Source organism: Flavobacteriales bacterium (assembly GCA_020635855.1).
Taxonomy (GTDB): Bacteria; Bacteroidota; Bacteroidia; order JACJYZ01; family JACJYZ01; genus JACJYZ01.
In genome coordinates, this window is sequence record JACJYZ010000002.1 from 532,007 (window position 1) to 550,679 (window position 18,673).

At 52.0% G+C, this 18,673-nt stretch carries 19 protein-coding genes; 10 read left to right on the forward strand and 9 right to left on the reverse strand.

Translation table 11 applies throughout. The annotated features are described in order from the left end of the window. Positions 1-17 precede the first annotated feature (17 nt). From H6585_02320 to H6585_02335, 4 genes are all read left to right on the forward strand, one after another. Positions 18-899: a diacylglycerol kinase family lipid kinase gene (locus H6585_02320; GenBank protein ID MCB9447163.1), complete on the forward strand. Its 882-nt coding sequence runs from the start codon at positions 18-20 to the stop codon at positions 897-899. A gap of 474 nt (positions 900-1,373) precedes the next feature. Beyond that, a complete protein-coding gene (locus H6585_02325; protein MCB9447164.1) occupies positions 1,374-1,661 on the forward strand; it encodes a DUF1272 domain-containing protein in 288 nt (95 codons plus the stop codon). A 1-nt stretch (position 1,662) separates the two neighbouring features. Then, a complete protein-coding gene (locus tag H6585_02330) occupies positions 1,663-3,093 on the forward strand; it encodes a glycosyltransferase family 39 protein (protein MCB9447165.1) in 1,431 nt (476 codons plus the stop codon). Positions 3,094-3,957: 864 nt separating this feature from the next. Then, complete coding sequence (locus tag H6585_02335) at positions 3,958-4,149, forward strand: cold shock domain-containing protein (protein ID MCB9447166.1); 192 nt, start codon at positions 3,958-3,960, stop codon at positions 4,147-4,149. A 62-nt stretch (positions 4,150-4,211) separates the two neighbouring features. Here H6585_02335 and H6585_02340 read toward each other — a convergent pair whose 3' ends face one another. Further along, entirely contained in the window at positions 4,212-6,113 is a 1,902-nt protein-coding gene (locus tag H6585_02340; protein MCB9447167.1) for a CocE/NonD family hydrolase, read from the reverse strand. A 187-nt stretch (positions 6,114-6,300) separates the two neighbouring features. Here H6585_02340 and ggt point away from each other — a divergent pair, with 187 nt between their 5' ends. Beyond that, positions 6,301-7,884: a gamma-glutamyltransferase gene (gene ggt / locus H6585_02345; GenBank protein MCB9447168.1), complete on the forward strand. Its 1,584-nt coding sequence runs from the start codon at positions 6,301-6,303 to the stop codon at positions 7,882-7,884. Positions 7,885-7,895: 11 nt separating this feature from the next. On the opposite strand, the gene H6585_02350 is transcribed toward ggt, so the two are convergent. Then, positions 7,896-8,591: an alpha/beta hydrolase gene (locus H6585_02350; protein MCB9447169.1), complete on the reverse strand. Its 696-nt coding sequence runs from the start codon at positions 8,589-8,591 to the stop codon at positions 7,896-7,898. Positions 8,592-8,644: 53 nt separating this feature from the next. On the opposite strand from H6585_02350, the gene H6585_02355 reads away from it, so the two are divergent. Together H6585_02355 and H6585_02360 are read left to right on the forward strand one after the other, a co-directional pair. Next, the gene (locus tag H6585_02355) at positions 8,645-9,238 is read left to right on the forward strand and encodes a DUF4202 domain-containing protein (GenBank protein MCB9447170.1); all 594 of its coding nucleotides are present in this window, start codon (positions 8,645-8,647) and stop codon (positions 9,236-9,238) included. Positions 9,239-9,250: 12 nt separating this feature from the next. Beyond that, positions 9,251-9,589 (forward strand): cupin domain-containing protein, encoded by a 339-nt coding sequence (locus tag H6585_02360; protein ID MCB9447171.1) that lies wholly within the window; start codon positions 9,251-9,253, stop codon positions 9,587-9,589. Here H6585_02360 and rlmB read toward each other — a convergent pair. From rlmB to ung, 6 genes are all read right to left on the reverse strand, one after another. Then, a complete protein-coding gene (rlmB, locus tag H6585_02365; protein ID MCB9447172.1) occupies positions 9,586-10,365 on the reverse strand; it encodes a 23S rRNA (guanosine(2251)-2'-O)-methyltransferase RlmB in 780 nt (259 codons plus the stop codon). The genes H6585_02360 and rlmB overlap by 4 nt on opposite strands. A 12-nt stretch (positions 10,366-10,377) precedes the next feature. Beyond that, on the reverse strand, positions 10,378-11,643 hold the full coding sequence (locus tag H6585_02370) for a GWxTD domain-containing protein (GenBank protein MCB9447173.1): 1,266 nt from the start codon (positions 11,641-11,643) through the stop codon (positions 10,378-10,380). Beyond that, positions 11,640-12,950 (reverse strand): DNA recombination protein RmuC, encoded by a 1,311-nt coding sequence (rmuC, locus tag H6585_02375; protein MCB9447174.1) that lies wholly within the window; start codon positions 12,948-12,950, stop codon positions 11,640-11,642. Before rmuC ends, H6585_02370 begins: the two co-directional genes overlap by 4 nt. A gap of 68 nt (positions 12,951-13,018) precedes the next feature. Continuing rightward, positions 13,019-13,642 carry a L,D-transpeptidase gene (locus H6585_02380; GenBank protein MCB9447175.1) on the reverse strand — a complete coding sequence of 208 codons (624 nt, stop codon included), beginning with the start codon at positions 13,640-13,642 and terminating at the stop codon, positions 13,019-13,021. Positions 13,643-13,644: 2 nt separating this feature from the next. After that, positions 13,645-15,372: a hypothetical protein gene (locus H6585_02385; protein ID MCB9447176.1), complete on the reverse strand. Its 1,728-nt coding sequence runs from the start codon at positions 15,370-15,372 to the stop codon at positions 13,645-13,647. A gap of 4 nt (positions 15,373-15,376) precedes the next feature. After that, positions 15,377-16,090 carry a uracil-DNA glycosylase gene (ung, locus tag H6585_02390; GenBank protein MCB9447177.1) on the reverse strand — a complete coding sequence of 238 codons (714 nt, stop codon included), beginning with the start codon at positions 16,088-16,090 and terminating at the stop codon, positions 15,377-15,379. A gap of 59 nt (positions 16,091-16,149) precedes the next feature. On the opposite strand from ung, the gene H6585_02395 reads away from it, so the two are divergent. Next, on the forward strand, positions 16,150-16,401 hold the full coding sequence (locus H6585_02395) for a hypothetical protein (GenBank protein MCB9447178.1): 252 nt from the start codon (positions 16,150-16,152) through the stop codon (positions 16,399-16,401). A 39-nt stretch (positions 16,402-16,440) separates the two neighbouring features. On the opposite strand, the gene H6585_02400 is transcribed toward H6585_02395, so the two are convergent. Continuing rightward, entirely contained in the window at positions 16,441-16,851 is a 411-nt protein-coding gene (locus tag H6585_02400) for an OsmC family protein (protein ID MCB9447179.1), read from the reverse strand. A gap of 150 nt (positions 16,852-17,001) precedes the next feature. On the opposite strand from H6585_02400, the gene H6585_02405 reads away from it, so the two are divergent. Next, complete coding sequence (locus H6585_02405; protein ID MCB9447180.1) at positions 17,002-17,748, forward strand: hypothetical protein; 747 nt, start codon at positions 17,002-17,004, stop codon at positions 17,746-17,748. Next, positions 17,732-18,640 carry a lipoyl synthase gene (lipA, locus tag H6585_02410; GenBank protein MCB9447181.1) on the forward strand — a complete coding sequence of 303 codons (909 nt, stop codon included), beginning with the start codon at positions 17,732-17,734 and terminating at the stop codon, positions 18,638-18,640. The genes H6585_02405 and lipA overlap by 17 nt, the downstream gene beginning before the upstream one ends. Positions 18,641-18,673: the final 33 nt, after the last annotated feature.

The window sequence follows — 18,673 nt, forward strand, 5'->3', positions numbered from 1 at the left end:
ACTTTCAAGCAATTACTATGGAGAAAGCAAAAAAGAAGGTTGCATTCATCGTGAACCCGATTTCGGGCGGAAAAGATAAAAAACCCGTCATCGACCTGATCAATACCCGGTTTCCCTCCGACATGCAGTATGAATTCATGCATTGGGAAAAGCCCGAACAGGAGAAGGAGATCATACAAAAGATCAGGGAAGGCGGTTACGATGCAGCCATCGCCGTGGGAGGAGACGGTACCATCAACAGGGTGGGCAGCGCCGTGAAAGGCAGCAAAGTGGCCCTCGGCATCATTCCTCTCGGATCCGGGAACGGGCTTGCACGCCACCTCGGCATCCCCCTGCATCCCGAAAAAGCATTGGAGGTGATCGGTCGTTGGAACCTCAGCACGATCGATAGCGGCACCATCAACGGAACCGATTTCTTCTGTACCTGCGGGGTAGGCTTCGATGCCCTCATCGGGAAACGTTTCGCGGAAAGCCACGCCAGGGGATTGTACACCTACGTGAAACTGACCCTGTCGAGCTTCATGAATTACAAACCGCAGGACTACAAGCTTTCGGTCGACGGAAAGGAGATCGATACCAAGGCGTTCCTGGTGACCTTCGCCAATGCAGCCCAATACGGGAACAACGCCTACATCGCACCCAAAGCCGACATCACCGACGGCAAGCTGGATGTAAGCATCATCAAGCCATTCAAAACCTGGAACATGCCGGGAATCGGTCGCCGCATGTTCAATAAAACACTGGACAAGTCGGCCTACGTAGACACCACCCGCGGCACGGAGATCATCGTGGAAAGAAGCGAACCGGGTCCGGTGCATTACGACGGTGAGCCGATGGAGATGGGCCGGTCCCTCCGCATTGCCATTGAGCCTGCCTCGGTGAATGTGATCGTGCCCTGAATTATCGGTTTGTGTTTTTGTACTTTAGAACTGATACTGGACAGTTAGGCGAAGGTTGTACCTTCGGCTGAAAAACCATGTAGCATCGGCTGGACAAACCGGGCTTAACGTACCAAACACTTTTCTCTGTTCAGTATGAATTGCAAGGATGCTGTTTTGATGGATCTTGCATTTGAAAGATTGGTCATGATATAGGCACGGATTAACCGAGCGCTGGCTTGCGCTGAAATCCGCGCCAGCCACATTGTGGAAAGATTGGCGCTAGCTTGGTAGGTTGTCACTTTCGGCAGCGGTGTAGTTAGGCGAAGGTTGTACCTTCGTCTGTATATCATGTAGCATCCGCTACGCTTGTAAAGCAACCCACCCGGTTGCTGTTTTTTTACTTTGGAGATAGTTCTTTCAAAAGAAGATCGATGGGTTGTCCGCGTGAATGCGCAGATCTTGATATCTTCACAAGGTCTAAATTATATAAGGATGGAACTGAGACCTACCTGCGAAAACTGCAACAAGCAGCTTCCCAATGATAGCAACGAAGCAATGATATGCACGTACGACTGCACCTTCTGCAAGGATTGTGTGGAACAGGTGCTGATGAACGTATGCCCCAACTGCGGCGGTGGTTTTGAAAAACGCCCCACCCGGCCCAAAGAAGGACTCCCCAAACACCCGATGCGCGAAACCCCCGTGTTCAAACCCGTGGATCTGGAAAAATTCCGGGTGATGCTGAACCGGTACCGCGACATAGATCCAAGAAACCGGTAACATGCCTAACCTTCTGAAACAACATCCGGGTGCATCTTTGCGGTGGTTCACGGCAGCCGTCTTTTGCATCCTGTTGCTGCCCATGTTATTCCAACAGGGCCTTTTTATGGACGGATTGATGTACGGCACCATTGCGCACAACCTGGCCAACGGCATCGGCACCTTCTGGAATCCTTCTTTTTCCACCAGCTTCATGACATCGTTCCACGAACATCCGCCACTGGTGTTCGGACTGCATTCTCTTCTGTTCAGGTTGATGGGCGACGGGTTCTACATCGAACGCATCTATTCCCTGCTATGCGCCCTGGTTACCGCCTGGCTGATCGTGAAGCTCTGGAGAAAGGCAGCCCCGCTGGAACTCCGGGAGCTATACGCGCTTCCCGTTTTGTTTTGGATCATCGTTCCGAAATGCTTCTGGTCTTTCCAGAACAACATGCTTGAGAATACCATGGGTGCCTTTGCCCTTGCATCGGTGCTGATGATATGGAATTCCCTGGATGCGTCGGGCCTGCGCCGGCATCTGTATATGCTCCTGGCAGGGGTGATGATGTTGCTGGGTTTCCTGTCGAAAGGATTCCCGGCGCTGTTTCCGCTGGCCCTGTATGTGTGTTATGGCATCGTGTTCAGGCAGAAGTTTCCGCTGGGTCGGATGATGGGTCATTCAATGCTGTTGTTGGTGTACACCCTTTTGCCGGCTGTGTTGCTTTTCGGCTTGGTGCCTGCGGCACGCGACAACATATCCGGCTACCTGGTTCAACAGGTCGTGGGCAGCCTGGCCGGTGAGAAAGTGGTGGTGGAACGATGGTACATCCTTACCGTACTGGCCCAGGAACTGCTGGGGATGATGCTGATCACGGCCGTGCTCCGGTGGGTGGTGGGAAGAAGATGGCGCACCCGGCCGGAAAAAAAACCAACGGATCGCACGGCGAGGTTTTGGCTGCTGGTGGCAGCGTCGGCATCGCTGCCCATCATGGTGAGTCCGAAACAACTCAGCTTTTACATGGTACCGTCTGTTCCCTTCTTCGCCATGGCTTTTGCTTTCCTGGCCGCACCGGTGGTGAAGGTCCTTTTGGATGGCATGTCTGCCAGGGCGACGAAAATATGGACCGGTTTTTCACTGGCCCTACTGGCTACGTCGCTGACGCTGTGCATCATTCAGGCAGGTACATTTGCCCGCTCGGAGTCGATGATCCGTGATGTGGATGCCATCGCGGAGGTGGTGAAACCTCGGGCAACAGTGATTTTGGCCAAATCCCTTCACGAGGAATGGAGCCTGATGTCTTATTTCCAGCGCAGGCATTATATCAGTTTGAATATGTCCGGCGAATCACTGCCATATATGCTTACCCGAAGCGGCGAGATGGCCCCGGATGGATATGAGCGGGTATGGTTGTCGGATCAGTTTGAATTGTGGGAAGAGGCACGTCTCTGATGGGATCGTGACGATGCGTTAGGCGAAGGTTGTACCTTCTTCTTTCTTTTGTATGGTGTTTTCGGGGAAGCTGTCATTGTCCTAGGCGTGCGCCCAATGCCATCGGCATTGAATGTTTATAGAGCGTATGGATGGGATGATGTACGACCCCAAATGGGGCGCACCATTTTGCAATCCACCATAAAAAAGAAAACAGCCGGTGAAGTGCCGGCTGTTTCTCCGCTGCCTGAACAGGCACGCCTCTGAATGGTCAGTTAAATGGGCTCCCCTGCGTCGCGGGTGGTGATGACGTAGACACCCTTTGGAAGGTTTGACACATCATTGTTGGAGCATGTTGCAAAAGTAGTTGACCTCCATGTGCCCGACATAATGGGGCATCCCGGTGGGTGAACACCCGGATGTGTAACCTGGTCCGGCAATGGTTTCAGAGCGTAACCCCAAGGCCGCTTCTCGGGGGTAAAGCTTGAAGGGAAGGGGAATGCAATGCGTGTGGTTCTGCACCAACTGTATGCAGTATGCCCACAGCATCCCTGACCGGATGCGTACGAATCTTGGTTTGTAAACATGCCCTTCCGTGTAATGTACCGCAACAAATCTATGCGGGCATGGAAAAATCAACCTGAAGGCTACATTAGAAATTTGCTATGATTTTCTGTCTCTTTTTCTCGTGTACATAACAATCGGATAAGATCACGGATAGAATCGCTCATGGCATACGGCCGGATTCCTTTGGAAATGCATATCCTCATCAGGGCCGGTGGTGTTTCAGTCGTCGCAAATGAACTTAATTCATGCACAATTTTACATTTGTAGGCTTTGGTATTGAAATAAGTTTATCTTTGGGGTATAATACAATACCAAAAAATGAAAAAAGGAACAGTAAAATTCTTCAATGAATCGAAAGGATTTGGATTCATCAACGAAGAGGAATCAAAGAAAGAATACTTTGTGCATGTCACCGGTCTGATCGACAAGATCCGGGAAGGAGATGCCGTAGAGTTTGAACTGGTGGAAGGCAAAAAAGGCCCCAACGCCGTTAAAGTGAAAGTCATCTGATCTTTGCATTCTTTACCATCTTTAAAGCCCTTTTGCGCGCGCAAAAGGGCTTTTTTTTTGGATCAGTACCGGATGAGTTTTCCGTAAATGATTCCTCCTTCACCTTCCACCCGGATCCAATATACACCTGTGGTCAATCCTCCCTCCAGTATATAGCCCGATCCCGTGCATGAAGATTCCTTACACAGTTTTCCGGCCAGGTCGTACACCCTGATGCTTCCCACGCTGCCATGCAACAGGGATGCGGGCCATGAAATCTCAACCCGTTCTGATGAAGGGTTGGGGTGGATTTGCAGGGGTGACAAGGGTCGGACGGGCTTAACTCCTATACCGGTGGTCGGGTCTGACGGAATCACAAGATGGGAAGGGTACGTGCCTCCCGCATAAATATGGTTGGTTGCGGTCAGGGTATCACCGGCCGTATACATCGGCCCGCCATTGTTCAGGTTGAGGTCGAACCGGGGGTAGTTGGCAGAGGTAATGATGAACCGCAGGCGGTGCCCTTTCAAAATGGTAATGGCGGTGTTAGGGAAGGCGATCTCCACAGGATACACCTGGCCGGGTGTCATCAGCATGGTATCTGCTACTGTATACCCGTTCCTGAAACGCATGCGCAATACCTGGTCTGCAACCAGCATCGATCTTTCGTCAGGGTATACATCGGTTAGGCGCAGGCAGATGTCGGTATCCGTTCGATCACTTGATACGAACAGGTTGGCAATCACACGTCCGTGGATCACCAGGTCTTCATTCAGAACCGGCGTGCTTAAGACCCAACTGTCTCCACGGTTTTCCACAACCGGGGCCTGATCGTACGGTCCTTGTTGCAGACCTTGCTTCAGTGTGGGGCCACCCACCGTTGGAGATGGGTCGTGCGGGTCGTATTGGAACGATTTGCCATTGCCGTTTGCCGGCGTTGAGGCGCGCAGCGTATCGTCGTCATGGAGGTACAGTGTGCGTGTTTGACCGGCCGGAGGCCAGTGGCTTTCTGCCAGCCATGTGTCTGTTCCCATTTGGAAATACCGGATCTCCGGGGTGGCGTCCCAACCATTGGCGACCCCCCTCAGGTGGTAATCCAGAAATGCGAGTGCAAGGGAGTCGCTCCATCCCGCTGCAGCCTGGTACACCAGGTCTCCCTGCTGAGCGGTGCCTACCTGCGCCGTTCCCGACCCCCCATGTGCCCATGGTCCCATCACCAGCCGGTGCCGGTCATGAATCGCTGCATCACCTCCGCTTTTCAGCGTGTCGAACAGGGCCATCATCACCTCCACGTTGTGGTCGTACCATCCTCCGATCATCAGCATGGGAACATGAATCGAGGCGGGGTAGAGGTTCGCTGCCTCAGCCACGCTCCAGGTGAGGTTCTTTACCGGGTTCGCTTTGAGCAGGGGCGACAGTCCGAACCCGAGCGCATCCAGTTGTTCCACGTATTCGGTGCGATAACATCCCCCCGGGTAATACTCATCGTAGTTGAATTGGGAACCCGCAACCAGGGGTACGGCACAGGTCAGGGAAGGGGGATTTTCTTTCGCGGTCTGAAACTGGATTTTGCCCAACGCCGAAGGACCCCACGTACCGATCTTTCCGTTGCACCAGCTTTGGGTAGCAATCCATTCGACCACATCATACCCGTCTTGTCCCCGGTTCGGCTGTGCCACGCAGGCCGACTGCGAGCCGTAAAAGCATCTCCAGTCAATGATCACGAAGGCATATGGAGAACCCGCAAGGTCTTTCTTGATGCCCAGCGGCAAACCCAACCGGTAGTAGAGGCGGTTGTAAGGTGTTTGGATAAGGATCACGGGATACGCGGCCCCGCTCGTTGGCAGGTACACATCCGCGGCGATTTTTTTGCCGTCCCTCATCGGGATCGAATCTACCTCAGGTGACAGAACCTGGGACCATCCACTTGCCGTGAATAGCGACAACAAAAAAGCCATCCGCAGTGCTTTTCGGGCGTATTTCATGTCTGATGCGCTTTTTAAATTCATCTGAAACGGGTAATTTGGCGAAAATTTGGCCAAAAACCATACCATGCGCAAGTACTTGATTTTATTGATCGGTTTCGCTGTTGCCTGTAGTTCCGGTGAGACCGATAAAAAAAATATCAGTCCATATGACCTGCACCTGAACGGTGTTGTTGCCGACAATGCCATGGTGGTATGTGCCCATCCTGTGGCTGCACGCATCGGCAGGGAGATCCTGCAGAAAGGTGGCAATGCGGTGGATGCGGCGGTGGCGGTTCAGGCAGCATTGGCCGTATGCTACCCGAATGCCGGAAACCTGGGGGGCGGTGGATTCATGGTGCTGCGGTGGAACGATGGCCGTACCGAGTCATTGGATTTTCGTGAGAAGGCACCCCAGAAAGCGCATGAGGATATGTTCCTGGACGGACAAGGATATGTCATTCCCGAACTGAGCCTCGGGTCCGGACTTTCATCCGGCGTGCCCGGATCGGTGGATGGATGGGCAGAGTCGCACAGAAAATATGGTAAGCTTTCCTGGCAGGAAGTGATCCAACCTGCCATAGACATTGCCCGGAACGGTTTCCACATCACGGCCATGCAGGCACATGAGATGAACAGCCTCGACAGTTTGTTCCGTGTACGCAATCCCCAAAGCAACTATTTCAAGCATGATCAGCCCTGGGTGAAGGACGATCTGCTCAAACAGGAAGACCTGGCCCAATGCCTGGAACGCATCCGTGACCAGGGACGTGATGGTTTTTACACCGGAGAAACGGCCAAGCAAATCATCCAAACCATACATGCAACCGGTGGCATCATGACGGATGTGGACCTGAATACCTACCAGTCTGTATGGCGTCAGCCCGTTATCGGTGCGTACAAAGGACGTCAGATCATTTCCATGCCACCCCCGTCCAGCGGCGGAATCGTATTGCTGCAGATGCTAACGATGCTTGAAGATCAACCGCTGACTTCCATGGGCTTCCAAAGTCCTGACTACATGCACATGCTGGCCGAAGTGGAAAGACTGGCTTATGCGGACAGGGCTGTGCACCTCGGCGATCCGGATTACTGGGATGTACCCCAGAAGCAATTGCTTGACCCTATATACTTGAAAGAGCGGGTGAAAAGCATCAAGCCGGTTGCTACAAGTTCAGATTCTATCAATGCCGGGGTTTTTATCAAGGAAAGTGAGCAAACCACACACCTGTCGATTGTGGATAAGGAAGGCAATGCGGTGGCTGTCACCACCACCCTCAACGCGTCTTACGGTTCGAAAATATTTGTGAAAGGATGCGGTTTCCTGCTCAACAATGAAATGGATGACTTCAGTTCGAAGCCGGGTGTGCCCAACCTTTACGGGTTGACCGGCGGACGTGCCAATGCCATCAAGGGGGGGAAACGGATGCTCAGTTCCATGACGCCCACCATCATTCTTAAAGAAGGTAAACTTCATATGGTACTCGGTTCCCCGGGCGGATCCACCATCATTACATCGGTGATGCAAACCTTCCTGAATGTGGAAGAGTTCGGTATGTCACTCCAGGAGGCCATAGATACTCCACGATTCCATCACCAATGGATTCCCGATGAGATCCAGGTGGAACAAGGTCGTTTTTCATGGGACGTGTTGCATGCCCTCGAAGCCCGCGGGCACAACATTTATGTGCGCGAACCCATCGGAAGGGTGGATGGCATTATGGTACGTGCGGATGGAAAACTGGAGGGGGCGGCAGACCCCAGGGGAGATGATAAGGCCGAAGGGTTCTGACATTCGGGAGTTTATTGCATTTCTGCCGTTCGGCGGTTGATGTAGGTTGCCATTTCCTTTGGATCAATCGTGTTCAACGGATGTCCCCATCCATCCCATTCCCTGAAACAACCTTTTGATAGCCAGGTGGCCACTTGTTCGGAGGGCGCAGCTTCCACCATCCGGTCCTGGTTTCCGCGCATGATATCCACCGGAATGGTTACCTGTTTCAATACCTGTTGCTGTAAAGGAGGATTTTGTCCCAATTCACGCATCATGTCTGCTGTACGCATCAACACATCCTTCCAGTGATTGTCGCCGTGTTCTTCTTTCAGGTGTGCAGCGAAAGCGGGGATCTTTGCTTCCATCTTGTCTGCATTCAGCATCCCGCATTCCCGCTCGGCCGACTCCGGTGTCCAGTGAAACTGTGTGCCATAAGTGAAGATGTGCCCGGTTAGTCCGGGTTGGGTAGCTGCCAGGTACAATGCGGCATATCCTCCCATGCTGTACCCGAACACAGCTGGTTGTTCCCAGTTCAGTTCCCGTATATGCCCGGCGATCTCACCGGCGAAGGTTTTCATGCTGTAAGGGCTTGGATCGGAGGCTTGATTGCCATGCCCGTGGAACGTCAGAATGCTGGTCTCATGCGTGGGCGACAATGCCCCGGCGAGTGCTGTCAGTTGGTTTCCGGTTCCCAACGCACCGTGTAGCAAGATCAATCTGTTCATTTTGAATATTGCAACTTGTTGCTGAATTTTAAGCGCGAATTAAGCAAATTTCCATGACCGCAACCCAGAATGCATTTGATCGCGCAGTGGCACAAATGGATGCCGTGAATGCGACCGATCCCAACCGGGTCAGTTTCAATGGTGCCGAATACGGCGATGTGCAACTGCATGCCAAGCGTTTGCAGCAATGGATCCGGAAGCTCAATCCGCATGCTTCCGAAGCCCTTCTGCTGGCATCGCATTGTCAGCACATCCGCAGATGGGATATCCCGCGTGCCGATTTTCCGATGAACAGGAAGGGATACCTGCAATGGAGGAGCACCCTGGCACGTCATCATGCCGATTGCTCCGAATCAATTTTGAAGGAGGTTGGTTATGATGACGATATCATTCGTCAGGTGCGTACCATCAACTTGAAAACAAACAGGGCCACCAACCCGGATGTGCAAACCATGGAGGATGCATTGTGCCTTGTTTTCCTGGAATTCGAAGCGGCAAGATTCGCTGCAGGATATGCCGATGAAAAGATGATGGATATTTTGCGTAAATCCTGGAACAAGCTAAGCAAAAGGGGGCGTGAGATGGCCCTCGGCCTTGAGCTGGATGATCATCTCGCCAGCCTGATCCGCCGCGCACTGGAAGCATAATCCCTGCATACCATGACATCGTTTTTGAACCTCAGCGAGCTGAAAGAGTGGGAAACCATTCCCGGGTATAAGGTGAAGTTTGTGCACACCCGGAACATGACCATTGCCTACTACGATGTGAAGGCCGGCTCACCGTTTCCGGAACACAGTCATGTCAACGAACAGGTATCAACCATTATCCGCGGAAAATTCGAACTGGTGATCGAAGGCGAGTCGCGCATCATGACGGTGGGGGATGTCGCCGTCATCCCATCAGGCGCCAGGCATTTCGGAAAAGCATTGACCGATTGCCGCATCATGGACGTGTTTTACCCGGTGCGTGAAGACTATGCCGGGCGCTTCAAAAGTTAGATAGCCAGGCGTTGCCGGACCGCTTCAAAAAGGGCAATGCCGGCGGAAACAGAAACATTCAGCGATGATATGGGACCCGTCATGGGAATCTTTCCCTGGGCCTCTGTACCTTTCATGACTTCAGGTGAAATGCCGTCTTCTTCGGAGCCCAATACAATGGCCACCGGACCTTTCATATCTACCTTGAACAAGCTGTCGTTTGCCTTTTCGGTGCAGGCAACCACTTTCAGGCCGCTGTCGCTGAGAAAACGCACGGTGCCGGTCAGACTGCCGACCCTGCACAAGGGTATGGAAAAAGCAGCGCCTGCTGATGTACGAACGGTTTCATTGCTGATCCTCGCCGCACCTCTCTCCGGAAACACCACTGCGTGGGCACCGGCGCATGCGGCGGTACGAATCACCGCGCCCATGTTGCGTACGTCGGTGATGCGATCCAGTAAGATAATCAGCGGCGTTTCGCCCTTTTCATAAATCATGGGAATCAGCGACTCCAGCGATTGAAAGCGAATGGGAGAAACGAATGCCACCGTTCCCTGGTGGTTCTTGCGTGTGATCCGGTCGAGCCGGTCTTTCGGAACCAGGTGCGCATGGATGCCCATCTCGTTGGCCTTCGCAAGGAGCTCTTTGCTGCCATCGCCGGTTAATCCTTTCTGCACATACAGTTTGTCGATCTCTTTTCCGGCAAGCAGGGCTTCCATCACCGGGCGTATGCCGAATACCAGGTCTTTTTCTTCTCCTTCAAAACGCTGCTGTGGCTTGTGTTGGGGGTATTTCATGTAAGGTGTGTGCTAGTAAATTCTGCCCTGTCGCCAGGTGTCCACTGCGCGGTACCAGCTGTTCTTGTACATCGGGGAACGGTTCAGGGTGAAATCGTTTTCTGAAAATGGGTTGTCAACTTTGGTAAACGTGAATTGCAGCGACAGGGCGTTGTGTTCTTCCCCATAGATCCAGTTCTCGCCGGATGAAGTTTTGTACAGCACATTGGGTGGGCCGAAGATGATGTAGATCAGACCCCGGTCGGTTTTCCAACCTTCGATGTAAGAGGTGAAATAGCGGTTTGCATTTTCTACCCGTGAATAGTATTTGTGCATCAGGTCGCGACTGCGTTCGTCGCTGCCTCCGCTGCCTCTCCAGAAATCTTCCGCTGCCATGCGGGGATTGGCTTCGCCCATCATGTGGTCGTATTCCTGTTGGGTGGTCAGGTACCGGAGCGGACCGATGAGCCCTTCGGAATTGGCCACTTTTGGGTAGTTATCTCCGAAGGAGTATAGGGTGATGCCGTTTTGTGTGGAGCTGTCGGCTTGAAAATGATAAAAACCTGTTTTGTGCAGCGTGGTTGTGAGCTTGTGCTCAGTGTTCAGCGGAAGGTAGAAAACGCTGTCGGCGCGGTAGCTGAACGCTTTCGGGTTCACGATTGAGAAGGGTGGGGCGGGAAGGGGAAAGTCGCGATCATAGAAACGCACGAACAAACTATCGGTATTGGGAATGCCGCTCTGAATGGTGATCTCCTCGTCGTTGCCGGTGTATCTTCTCAGAATGTCAAGATTTTTTCGGGATTCCAGCACACGGTAATATTGTGCTCCTGCCTGTTTTTCTTTGTTGACCTCAATGTAAGACAAGGCGGATTCGCCCCGGTTGACGTCGGTGGTTTTAATGGCCAGCAGGTAGTTTTTACCGGACACGGCATGCACGTTGAATGTTCCGGTGATCAGTTGTTGAACGGCATTGTTACCCAGGTGTTCGATCCGATGGGTGAGGCTGTCTCTGATCGTTTCATATTCATATGCATCCACCAGCGTGGCATGCATCGTCACATTCGCAATGTATTGATCGTGGTTCTTTTTGCTGTAAAGGAGTTCGGCGGAATTCAGTTTGTAGTGGATCCGGGTCAGGGAGTCGTTGACATGAAAAACGGTGAAGATGGGGTGGATGGATTGATCTTCCGTTTTGTATATGTAAGACAGGTTCTGGCTGCTGATGCGGGTGGGTAGTTTGCATCCGCTGATCAGTATCAGCGACAAAACAGCGCATGCGAAAGTCAGGTGTTTTTTCATGCTTCCGGCAGGTTTGGGTCGTTGATGACCTGTGGTTTGAAGGCGGTGGGAATGGATTTGTCTTTCGTTGTTTTGGCACCCAACTTACGAAGGTGCTCGATACGTGACATCAGTCCGCCGTGTCCGTTGATTTTTGCAACGGCATCGTGGTAAGCCTTCTGCGAGGTAACCAGGGCTTTTTCAATCTTTTCCAGGTCCAGCAGAAAGGTCACGAACTTATCGTACATCGCACCTCCCTGTCGTGCGATCTCCAATACATTGCGGGTCAGGTTTTCCTGTTTCCAGATGAAGTGCACGGTGCGCATGGTGGCAAGCAGTGTGGAACTGGTCACGAGCACGATCCTCCGGCTCAGTGCATCGTCATACAGCTTGTTGTCGTGCCTCAGTGCCAGGGTAAGTGCAGGTTCAATGGGGATGTACATCAATACGTAGTCGGGTGTGTTGATGTGATACAAGCTCTGGTAGTTTTTTTCTCCCAGTTCCTTGATGTGGTTCCGGATGGAGAGGATGTGGTTCTTCAGATGGGTTTCCCTGTCGTCACCCTCGTCGTTATGGTATCTCTCATAGGCAACCAGCGAGACTTTGGCATCGATCACCATGTGTTTGTTCTCAGGCAGGTTGATGATGAAATCCGGCTTTTTCAGTTTGCCTTCTTCGTCGCGGTAGGTGCTTTGCGTGGTATAGTGCGTGTCTTTCACCAGTCCGGCCTTTTCCAGGATCATTTCCAATTGCACTTCCCCCCAGTCGCCCTGGGTTTTGGAATCACCCTTCAAAGCATTGGCAAGGTTCATGGCTTCCTTTCCCATTTGCTCGTTGAGGTTTTTCAGGCCGTTGATCTGTTCCGCCAACGTGGAGTTCTGCCGGATGCTTTCCTTGTGCACCGTGTCCACCTTTTGTTCGAAGTCTTTCAGTTTTTCCTTCAGCGGGTCCAGGATGTCGGTCATCTTCTTCTGGCTGGATTCCTGGAAATTCTCGGTGTTTTGTTTCAGGATGCGCCCCGCCACCAGTTCAAACTCCTGGGTCATTTTTTCCCGGAGCTTCTCCATTTCTTCCTTGTGTTCCTTCAGCTTCTGTTCGGTGGCTTCATGGTGAGCTTCCCATTTGGCACGTTCTGCTGTGAGATGTTCGATTCGTTCCCTGGCGGTGTTCAGTTCCTGCCTCGTTTGATCTGCTTCCTGGCGCGACAGTCGTGCCCTTTCTTCCAGCTGAGCCTGATCTGCACTGCTTTCCTGCCGTGTGTTTCGTAAGTACAGCCGGGCGATCACAGCGCCGAGAACGAGTCCTGCCAGAAGATAGAGGAATTCCATGGTTGAAAATTACCAAATTTTATGGAACCGGGGGAGTGGTTAATGGTTGATGGTTAATGGTTGATGGGTTATTGGTTGGTGATCCAGACCTTTGTTCCCACCGGTATGTCGTCATATACACGGATCACGTCTTTATTCAGCATACGGATGCAGCCGTGTGATGCGGGTTGTCCGATCAGCCCTTCCTCCGGGGTGCCATGAATATAGATGAACCGTTCATGCGAATCCACTTCTCCTCCCAGGTTTACGCCTTTGTCTTCTCCGGACAGCCAAAGGATGCGTGTGGTGACATCATCGGTATTCACCGACCTGGCTTCGTGAATGATCTCTGCCTGCCTGCCGGTGTACATCCGGGATTTAAGAATTCCGTAAAGAGGTATATCCTCGCCGAACTTTTCTTTTACCACATGAAATCCAAGTGGTGTTTGGTTGCTGTTTTTTTTGCTTCCGGTTCCGAACTTCGAGGAAGAGATGGGATATTGAACGTGGATTGCGTGGTTCCTGATCACATAGAGTTGTTGGGTGCGGATTGAAACAATGACGTACGATTCGGGTGTGTGGCCGTATCGTTTATTGAAGGCTGAATCTGCGGCGTGGATCAGGCCTGGATTGCTGTCTTGCGGCAGGGTTGCTGTTGTGGGAAGCAAGAGCAACTGCAAGAGCAAGTGTGCGGAGAAGAGCAAAGTGTACATACTTAAAAGATATTAACCAGACCGAAATGGATACGTCCGTTGCGAAACAGGATGGGGTTTTGCAATTGCTTGCCCAATGCGTAACCAATGGTAAAGATACCTGCTTTCGTATCAAACGACATGCCGGCACCGAATCCGTACGGGTCGTCTTTCAGATACCGGTCGGTCATGCGTGCTTCATAGAACGAGCGGTCCAGGAATACATACAGGTAAGAATTTTCTTCCAGCATCAGCCGGTATTCACCGGTGAGGATGACATAGGTGCTTACCCAAACCGATTCTTCGTCGAAGCCGCGCAGCGACCTGAACCCTCCTATGCGCAACAGTTCATTCCTGAACAATGCTTCCGATCCGGTTTTGGATCCGCTTTGCAGCGCACCATAGAGCACATGCCTTTTCGCCACCGGCACATACACACCGGCAATCAACCTGAATTCGGCCTGCAACGATGAACCTTTGATATCCGGGTAAGCGGATGTTTCAGCGCCGGAGGGAATGGTTGCCCGGCGGTTTCCAAGTCCCGCCTCCGCTTCAATGAAATAGCCGTGCAAAGGAGCGGTTTGCATGGGAACGTTGGTGGAAACAAACCCCAGCCCGTTCAGAAGTGAGTGTATGTTTGCAAATTGTGTTGCTGTGCTGCCCTTGTTTTGCAGGGTGGATGTGTTCTTACGTTCAATGAATCCGTGAAGCCTGCTGGTGGAGTTGATCGCATATGCAAAACCCAATCGTTGTTTTACATCGAGAAAGGTAGAGTCTTTCTTGTAGAGGTCCAGTGCCCCCTGAATACCGAAAGGTGTTTGGAAAAGGAACGGGTAACTGGCTTCGGTGCGCAGTCGCTGGGTACCGGCCCTCACCTGTTGCCACGACAGTTTGAGTGATTCACCATGATGCAGGGTGTTTTGCAATTGCAGCTTGATGTCACCCGTGAGGTAGACCTTTCCCGTCTTGTCATCCTGCAGCAGTCCGACGATACCGTCGAAACGGCTTGCTTGTTTTTCCTGTGGATATACATACAACCGTGCCTTTCCATCGATAAATACCACTTCAGCCTGCCTGGTGATATTCAGGTAAGGAAGTGCCTTCAGTTTTTTGTCGACCTGCGCAAACATCGATTCACTGTACAAGTCATTTTTGCCAAACCCGATCTGATTTTGCAACAACCTGGGTGAAATGCGATCATTGCTTTTGATGATGAGGCTGTCCCACCGGCATACCTGCCCCGGGTCTGTATACAGCGAGGCATGCACTGTTTGGCCGGTAACCTCCAAACTGTCCAGCCTTACCGAGGCAAAGGGATAGCCGTTCCCTTCATACCATTGGACGATACGTTCCCGCAACTTTACCACTTCCTGGTAATGCAGCGGATGATCACGGTAGCGGTGTTCCCGGAAACCTGCATTGCGTAGGGCGACGGGGGAGGTATTGCCTGGTTTCAGGTAGGTCCAGGTGAACAGGGGGCCGGCGTTTATGGCAACGGAAGCTTTTGCGTCTTTTGGCAGGGGGTGTTGTTCGGCGAGCAGGTAACCCTGGTTATGAAGCCAAGAAAGCACACGGGTGGCAAAAAGATTTGTATCCTGCGGATTCCATGAATCCGGTATCGAAAACTCCGTGGGCGGGTCACCGATCCACAGGATACCGGAAGGGGCTTTCTGTGCATGCACGGAAGGTACCTGGAGGATCACCAGGAGCCAGGCCACCCAACATGATATCAGGATCCGGTGCGAACGCATGGGGTCAGGGTAGGCACCAATCGATCTCTTTTTGACCTGAAGCGCGAAGGATTTCGTTGGTCTTGGAAAAATGTTTACATCCGAAAAAGCCATTGGCAGCTGCAAAAGGAGAAGGGTGTGCTGCTTTCAGGATGTGGTGCTTGCCTGTATCAATCAGTGTACTTTTGGCCTGGGCGAAACGTCCCCAAAGCAGAAATACCAAATTGTTTTTGCACGCTGAAAGTGTTCGGATCACCTCGTCGGTGAAAGTTTCCCATCCCCGGTTCTGGTGGGAACCCGCAGACGATGCACGCACGGTCAGGGTGGCATTGAGCAGCAGCACGCCCTGTTCGGCCCATGGGCGCAGATCGCCGTTGGATGGAATGGGGCAGCCTATGTCATCACGGATTTCCTTGAAGATGTTTACGAGTGATGGCGGAACCCGAATGCCGGGCGCCACTGAAAAGCATAAGCCGTTCGCCTGTCCTTGCCCATGGTAGGGATCCTGACCGATGATCACAGCCTTCACCTGATCAAATGGTGTCAGGTTGAAAGCATTAAAAATCTCGGCACCGGGCGGGTACACGGTGTGTTTCTGCTTTTCTTCCAGGAGGAAGTTTTTCAGTTGGAGGAAGTAGTCCTTCCGGAACTCCTGGTTCAGATACTGAAGCCAGCCGGGTTCAAGCTGAGGGGCGGGACCCGGTTGTGCTTCGGTGGGATTGAAAAGTGAGGTTTGCATGGCTGAATCGAACTCGGTTGGAGTTTGAAAGTACACATTTTAAATATGCGGCACTATATTTGGATAAAGACCATAAAAGTTTATTTTTGTCGAGGTTGGGAGGTAATCACGAACCATTTGGGGATGAACGCGTACAAGTTGAAGTTTGTGATCATCCAGGTAAAAAACAAGATAAGACAGCAATGAGAAAAGTCATCACCATTGTAGCAGCCGTGTTGTTTGTAGGAACCGTTTTAAGCGCTTGCAAAGCCCACGAAAAGTGTCCGGCTTACGGCAAGGCAGAGAAGGTTCAGGTAGAAAAACAAGCGTAAGTATTCCGGGAAGATACCGGATGCAGGTATCATTCGGATTCAGTTTGCATACTTAAACTCCACCTGTTGCCGTATGTTCGGGTGGATGCTCAATGCCACCGGGCAGTTCAATGCGGCATCTTCCAGTTCCGATTTTTCTTCGTCGGTGAAATGTTGGCCTGACAGGTCGATCACAATGTGTATTTCAGATACCCTTCGGGGATTGGCGGCCATGATCTTGGTGATGTCCATCCGGCATTCGCTGAAATGAATCCCTTTTTTTCTTGAACGTATTCCCATCAGGGTCATCATGCAACTTCCCAGTGAAGCAGCAAGCAAATCGGTGGGAGAGAAGGCCTCGCCTTTTCCTTCATTGTCTGTAGGAGCATCCGTGATGATCCGGATTCCTGATTTCAGATGGGTAGCTTCCGTGCGCAATTCGCCCAGATAGCTGGTTTCGATGGTTGCCATGCGCCAAAAGTACAAAAGAAACCGCTGCATAAATCCCCGTATCTTTGCGTTCCCGGTGAAAGGGAATTGGAATCACCGGCGGGAAAACATAGTTTTACCTCTGAATTCGTATCTTTGTTTGGTTCCTCTTCGTACACTTTTATTGCGTCTATGCCTAAAGTCAGCCTCATAACGCTCGCCATGGTGTTTGTGGTCGGTTCCGTGTTCGGACAAGAAGTCGGAACGGATGCGGCTACTGCATTGTACCGCAACGAGATGATGGGAGGCGTTCTGTTTCATTCGCAGGGATGGGGCCTCACCTACAAGCGTGGATGGCATATCACCGCTACCAAGAAGCGGTTGCTGGAAGCAGAGTATGTGGGCATGAAGCACCCCAAGGAAAAGAAGACCATCAACACCTACAACGAAAACGCCAAATCTTATTTCTACGGCAAGTTGAATTCAGTGTCGATCCTCCGGTTGGGAGCCGGATATCAACGAGAGATCACCAGCAAAGACGGCCTTGATGGGATAGAGCTTCGCTGGTTGACCTACGGTGGGGCAAGCCTGTGTTTCGCCAAACCCATTTACTTGGAAATCATTCAACAGCCGGATCTGATCAACGAGCCATTGCGCGTGGTTCCGATGCGTTACGATCCCACCCAACATTTTCTCAATAACATTTACGGAAGAGCGCCCTTCACCAAAGGGTTGTCCGAACTGGCCCTGCATCCCGGGCTTTATGCCAAAACCGGTCTCGCCTTTGAATACGGAACCTTACAGGAAGATGTGAAGGTGATCGAAGTGGGTGTGGCATTGGATGCCTACATGAAGGATGTGGCCATCATGGCCTTCCAGCCGGCCAGAAATTACTTTTTTACTTTTTACGTGAGTTTGCTGTATGGTGGAAAATGGTAAGACCCCGGAGACCGAAGTGCTCCAGGAAAACACCCCGAGAAACGAGAATCAAATGCCCCGCAAGCCTTCCTGGCTTCGGGTGAAACTTCCCACAGGGCCTGAATATGCGAAGGTGCGCAGGTTGGTGGATGAACACAAGCTGCATACCATTTGTGAAAGCGGTAACTGTCCGAACATGGGCGAGTGCTGGGGAGCCGGCACGGCTACCTTTATGATCCTGGGAAATGTATGCACACGGTCCTGCGGGTTTTGTGCGGTTGCCACCGGTCGTCCGGGTCGTGTGGATGAAAATGAGCCTTCAAAAATCGCCGACAGTGTGCTGCGCATGCGAGTAAAGCATTGTGTGATCACCTCTGTCGACCGGGATGATTTGCCCGACGGCGGTTCCATCATCTGGGCGGAGACCATCAAGAAAGTGCGGGAGGTATCTCCGGGTACCACCATGGAAACATTGATCCCCGACTTCCAGGGCAAGTGGGACAATCTACAGCGCATCATTGATGTGGCCCCGGAAATCGTTTCACACAACCTTGAAACCGTCAGGCGGCTCACACGCCAGGTGCGCATCCAGGCACGGTACGACCGAAGCCTTGAAGTATTGAAGCGGTTGAAGGATGCCGGCATGAAAACCAAGTCGGGTGTGATGGTTGGCCTGGGAGAATCTTTTGATGAAGTCCTGGAAACAATGGATGATCTCCGGGCCGTGGGTTGTGATGTGTTGACTGTTGGTCAGTACCTGCAACCGACCAAAAAACATCTCCCCATTGTGGAGTTTGTGAAGCCGGAAGTATTCAAGCAATATGAAGAGGAAGGATTGAAGCGTGGGTTCCGGTTTGTGGAAAGCGGCCCTCTCGTTCGTTCATCCTACCATGCTGAAAAGCATATCTTTTAACATAGCCAACCCTGTAGCATGTGCTACAGGGTT

Coding starts and splice junctions, on each gene's coding strand:
- H6585_02320 (MCB9447163.1), top strand. CDS start 18: ATGGAGAAAGCAAAAAAGAAGGTTGCATTCATCGTGAACCCGATTTCG.
- H6585_02325 (MCB9447164.1), top strand. CDS start 1,374: ATGGAACTGAGACCTACCTGCGAAAACTGCAACAAGCAGCTTCCCAAT.
- H6585_02330 (MCB9447165.1), top strand. CDS start 1,663: ATGCCTAACCTTCTGAAACAACATCCGGGTGCATCTTTGCGGTGGTTC.
- H6585_02335 (MCB9447166.1), top strand. CDS start 3,958: ATGAAAAAAGGAACAGTAAAATTCTTCAATGAATCGAAAGGATTTGGA.
- H6585_02340 (MCB9447167.1), bottom strand. CDS start 6,113: ATGAAATACGCCCGAAAAGCACTGCGGATGGCTTTTTTGTTGTCGCTA.
- ggt (MCB9447168.1), top strand. CDS start 6,301: ATGGTGGTATGTGCCCATCCTGTGGCTGCACGCATCGGCAGGGAGATC.
- H6585_02350 (MCB9447169.1), bottom strand. CDS start 8,591: ATGAACAGATTGATCTTGCTACACGGTGCGTTGGGAACCGGAAACCAA.
- H6585_02355 (MCB9447170.1), top strand. CDS start 8,645: ATGACCGCAACCCAGAATGCATTTGATCGCGCAGTGGCACAAATGGAT.
- H6585_02360 (MCB9447171.1), top strand. CDS start 9,251: ATGACATCGTTTTTGAACCTCAGCGAGCTGAAAGAGTGGGAAACCATT.
- rlmB (MCB9447172.1), bottom strand. CDS start 10,365: ATGAAATACCCCCAACACAAGCCACAGCAGCGTTTTGAAGGAGAAGAA.
- H6585_02370 (MCB9447173.1), bottom strand. CDS start 11,643: ATGAAAAAACACCTGACTTTCGCATGCGCTGTTTTGTCGCTGATACTG.
- rmuC (MCB9447174.1), bottom strand. CDS start 12,950: ATGGAATTCCTCTATCTTCTGGCAGGACTCGTTCTCGGCGCTGTGATC.
- H6585_02380 (MCB9447175.1), bottom strand. CDS start 13,642: ATGTACACTTTGCTCTTCTCCGCACACTTGCTCTTGCAGTTGCTCTTG.
- H6585_02385 (MCB9447176.1), bottom strand. CDS start 15,372: ATGCGTTCGCACCGGATCCTGATATCATGTTGGGTGGCCTGGCTCCTG.
- ung (MCB9447177.1), bottom strand. CDS start 16,090: ATGCAAACCTCACTTTTCAATCCCACCGAAGCACAACCGGGTCCCGCC.
- H6585_02400 (MCB9447179.1), bottom strand. CDS start 16,851: ATGGCAACCATCGAAACCAGCTATCTGGGCGAATTGCGCACGGAAGCT.
- H6585_02405 (MCB9447180.1), top strand. CDS start 17,002: ATGCCTAAAGTCAGCCTCATAACGCTCGCCATGGTGTTTGTGGTCGGT.
- lipA (MCB9447181.1), top strand. CDS start 17,732: ATGGTGGAAAATGGTAAGACCCCGGAGACCGAAGTGCTCCAGGAAAAC.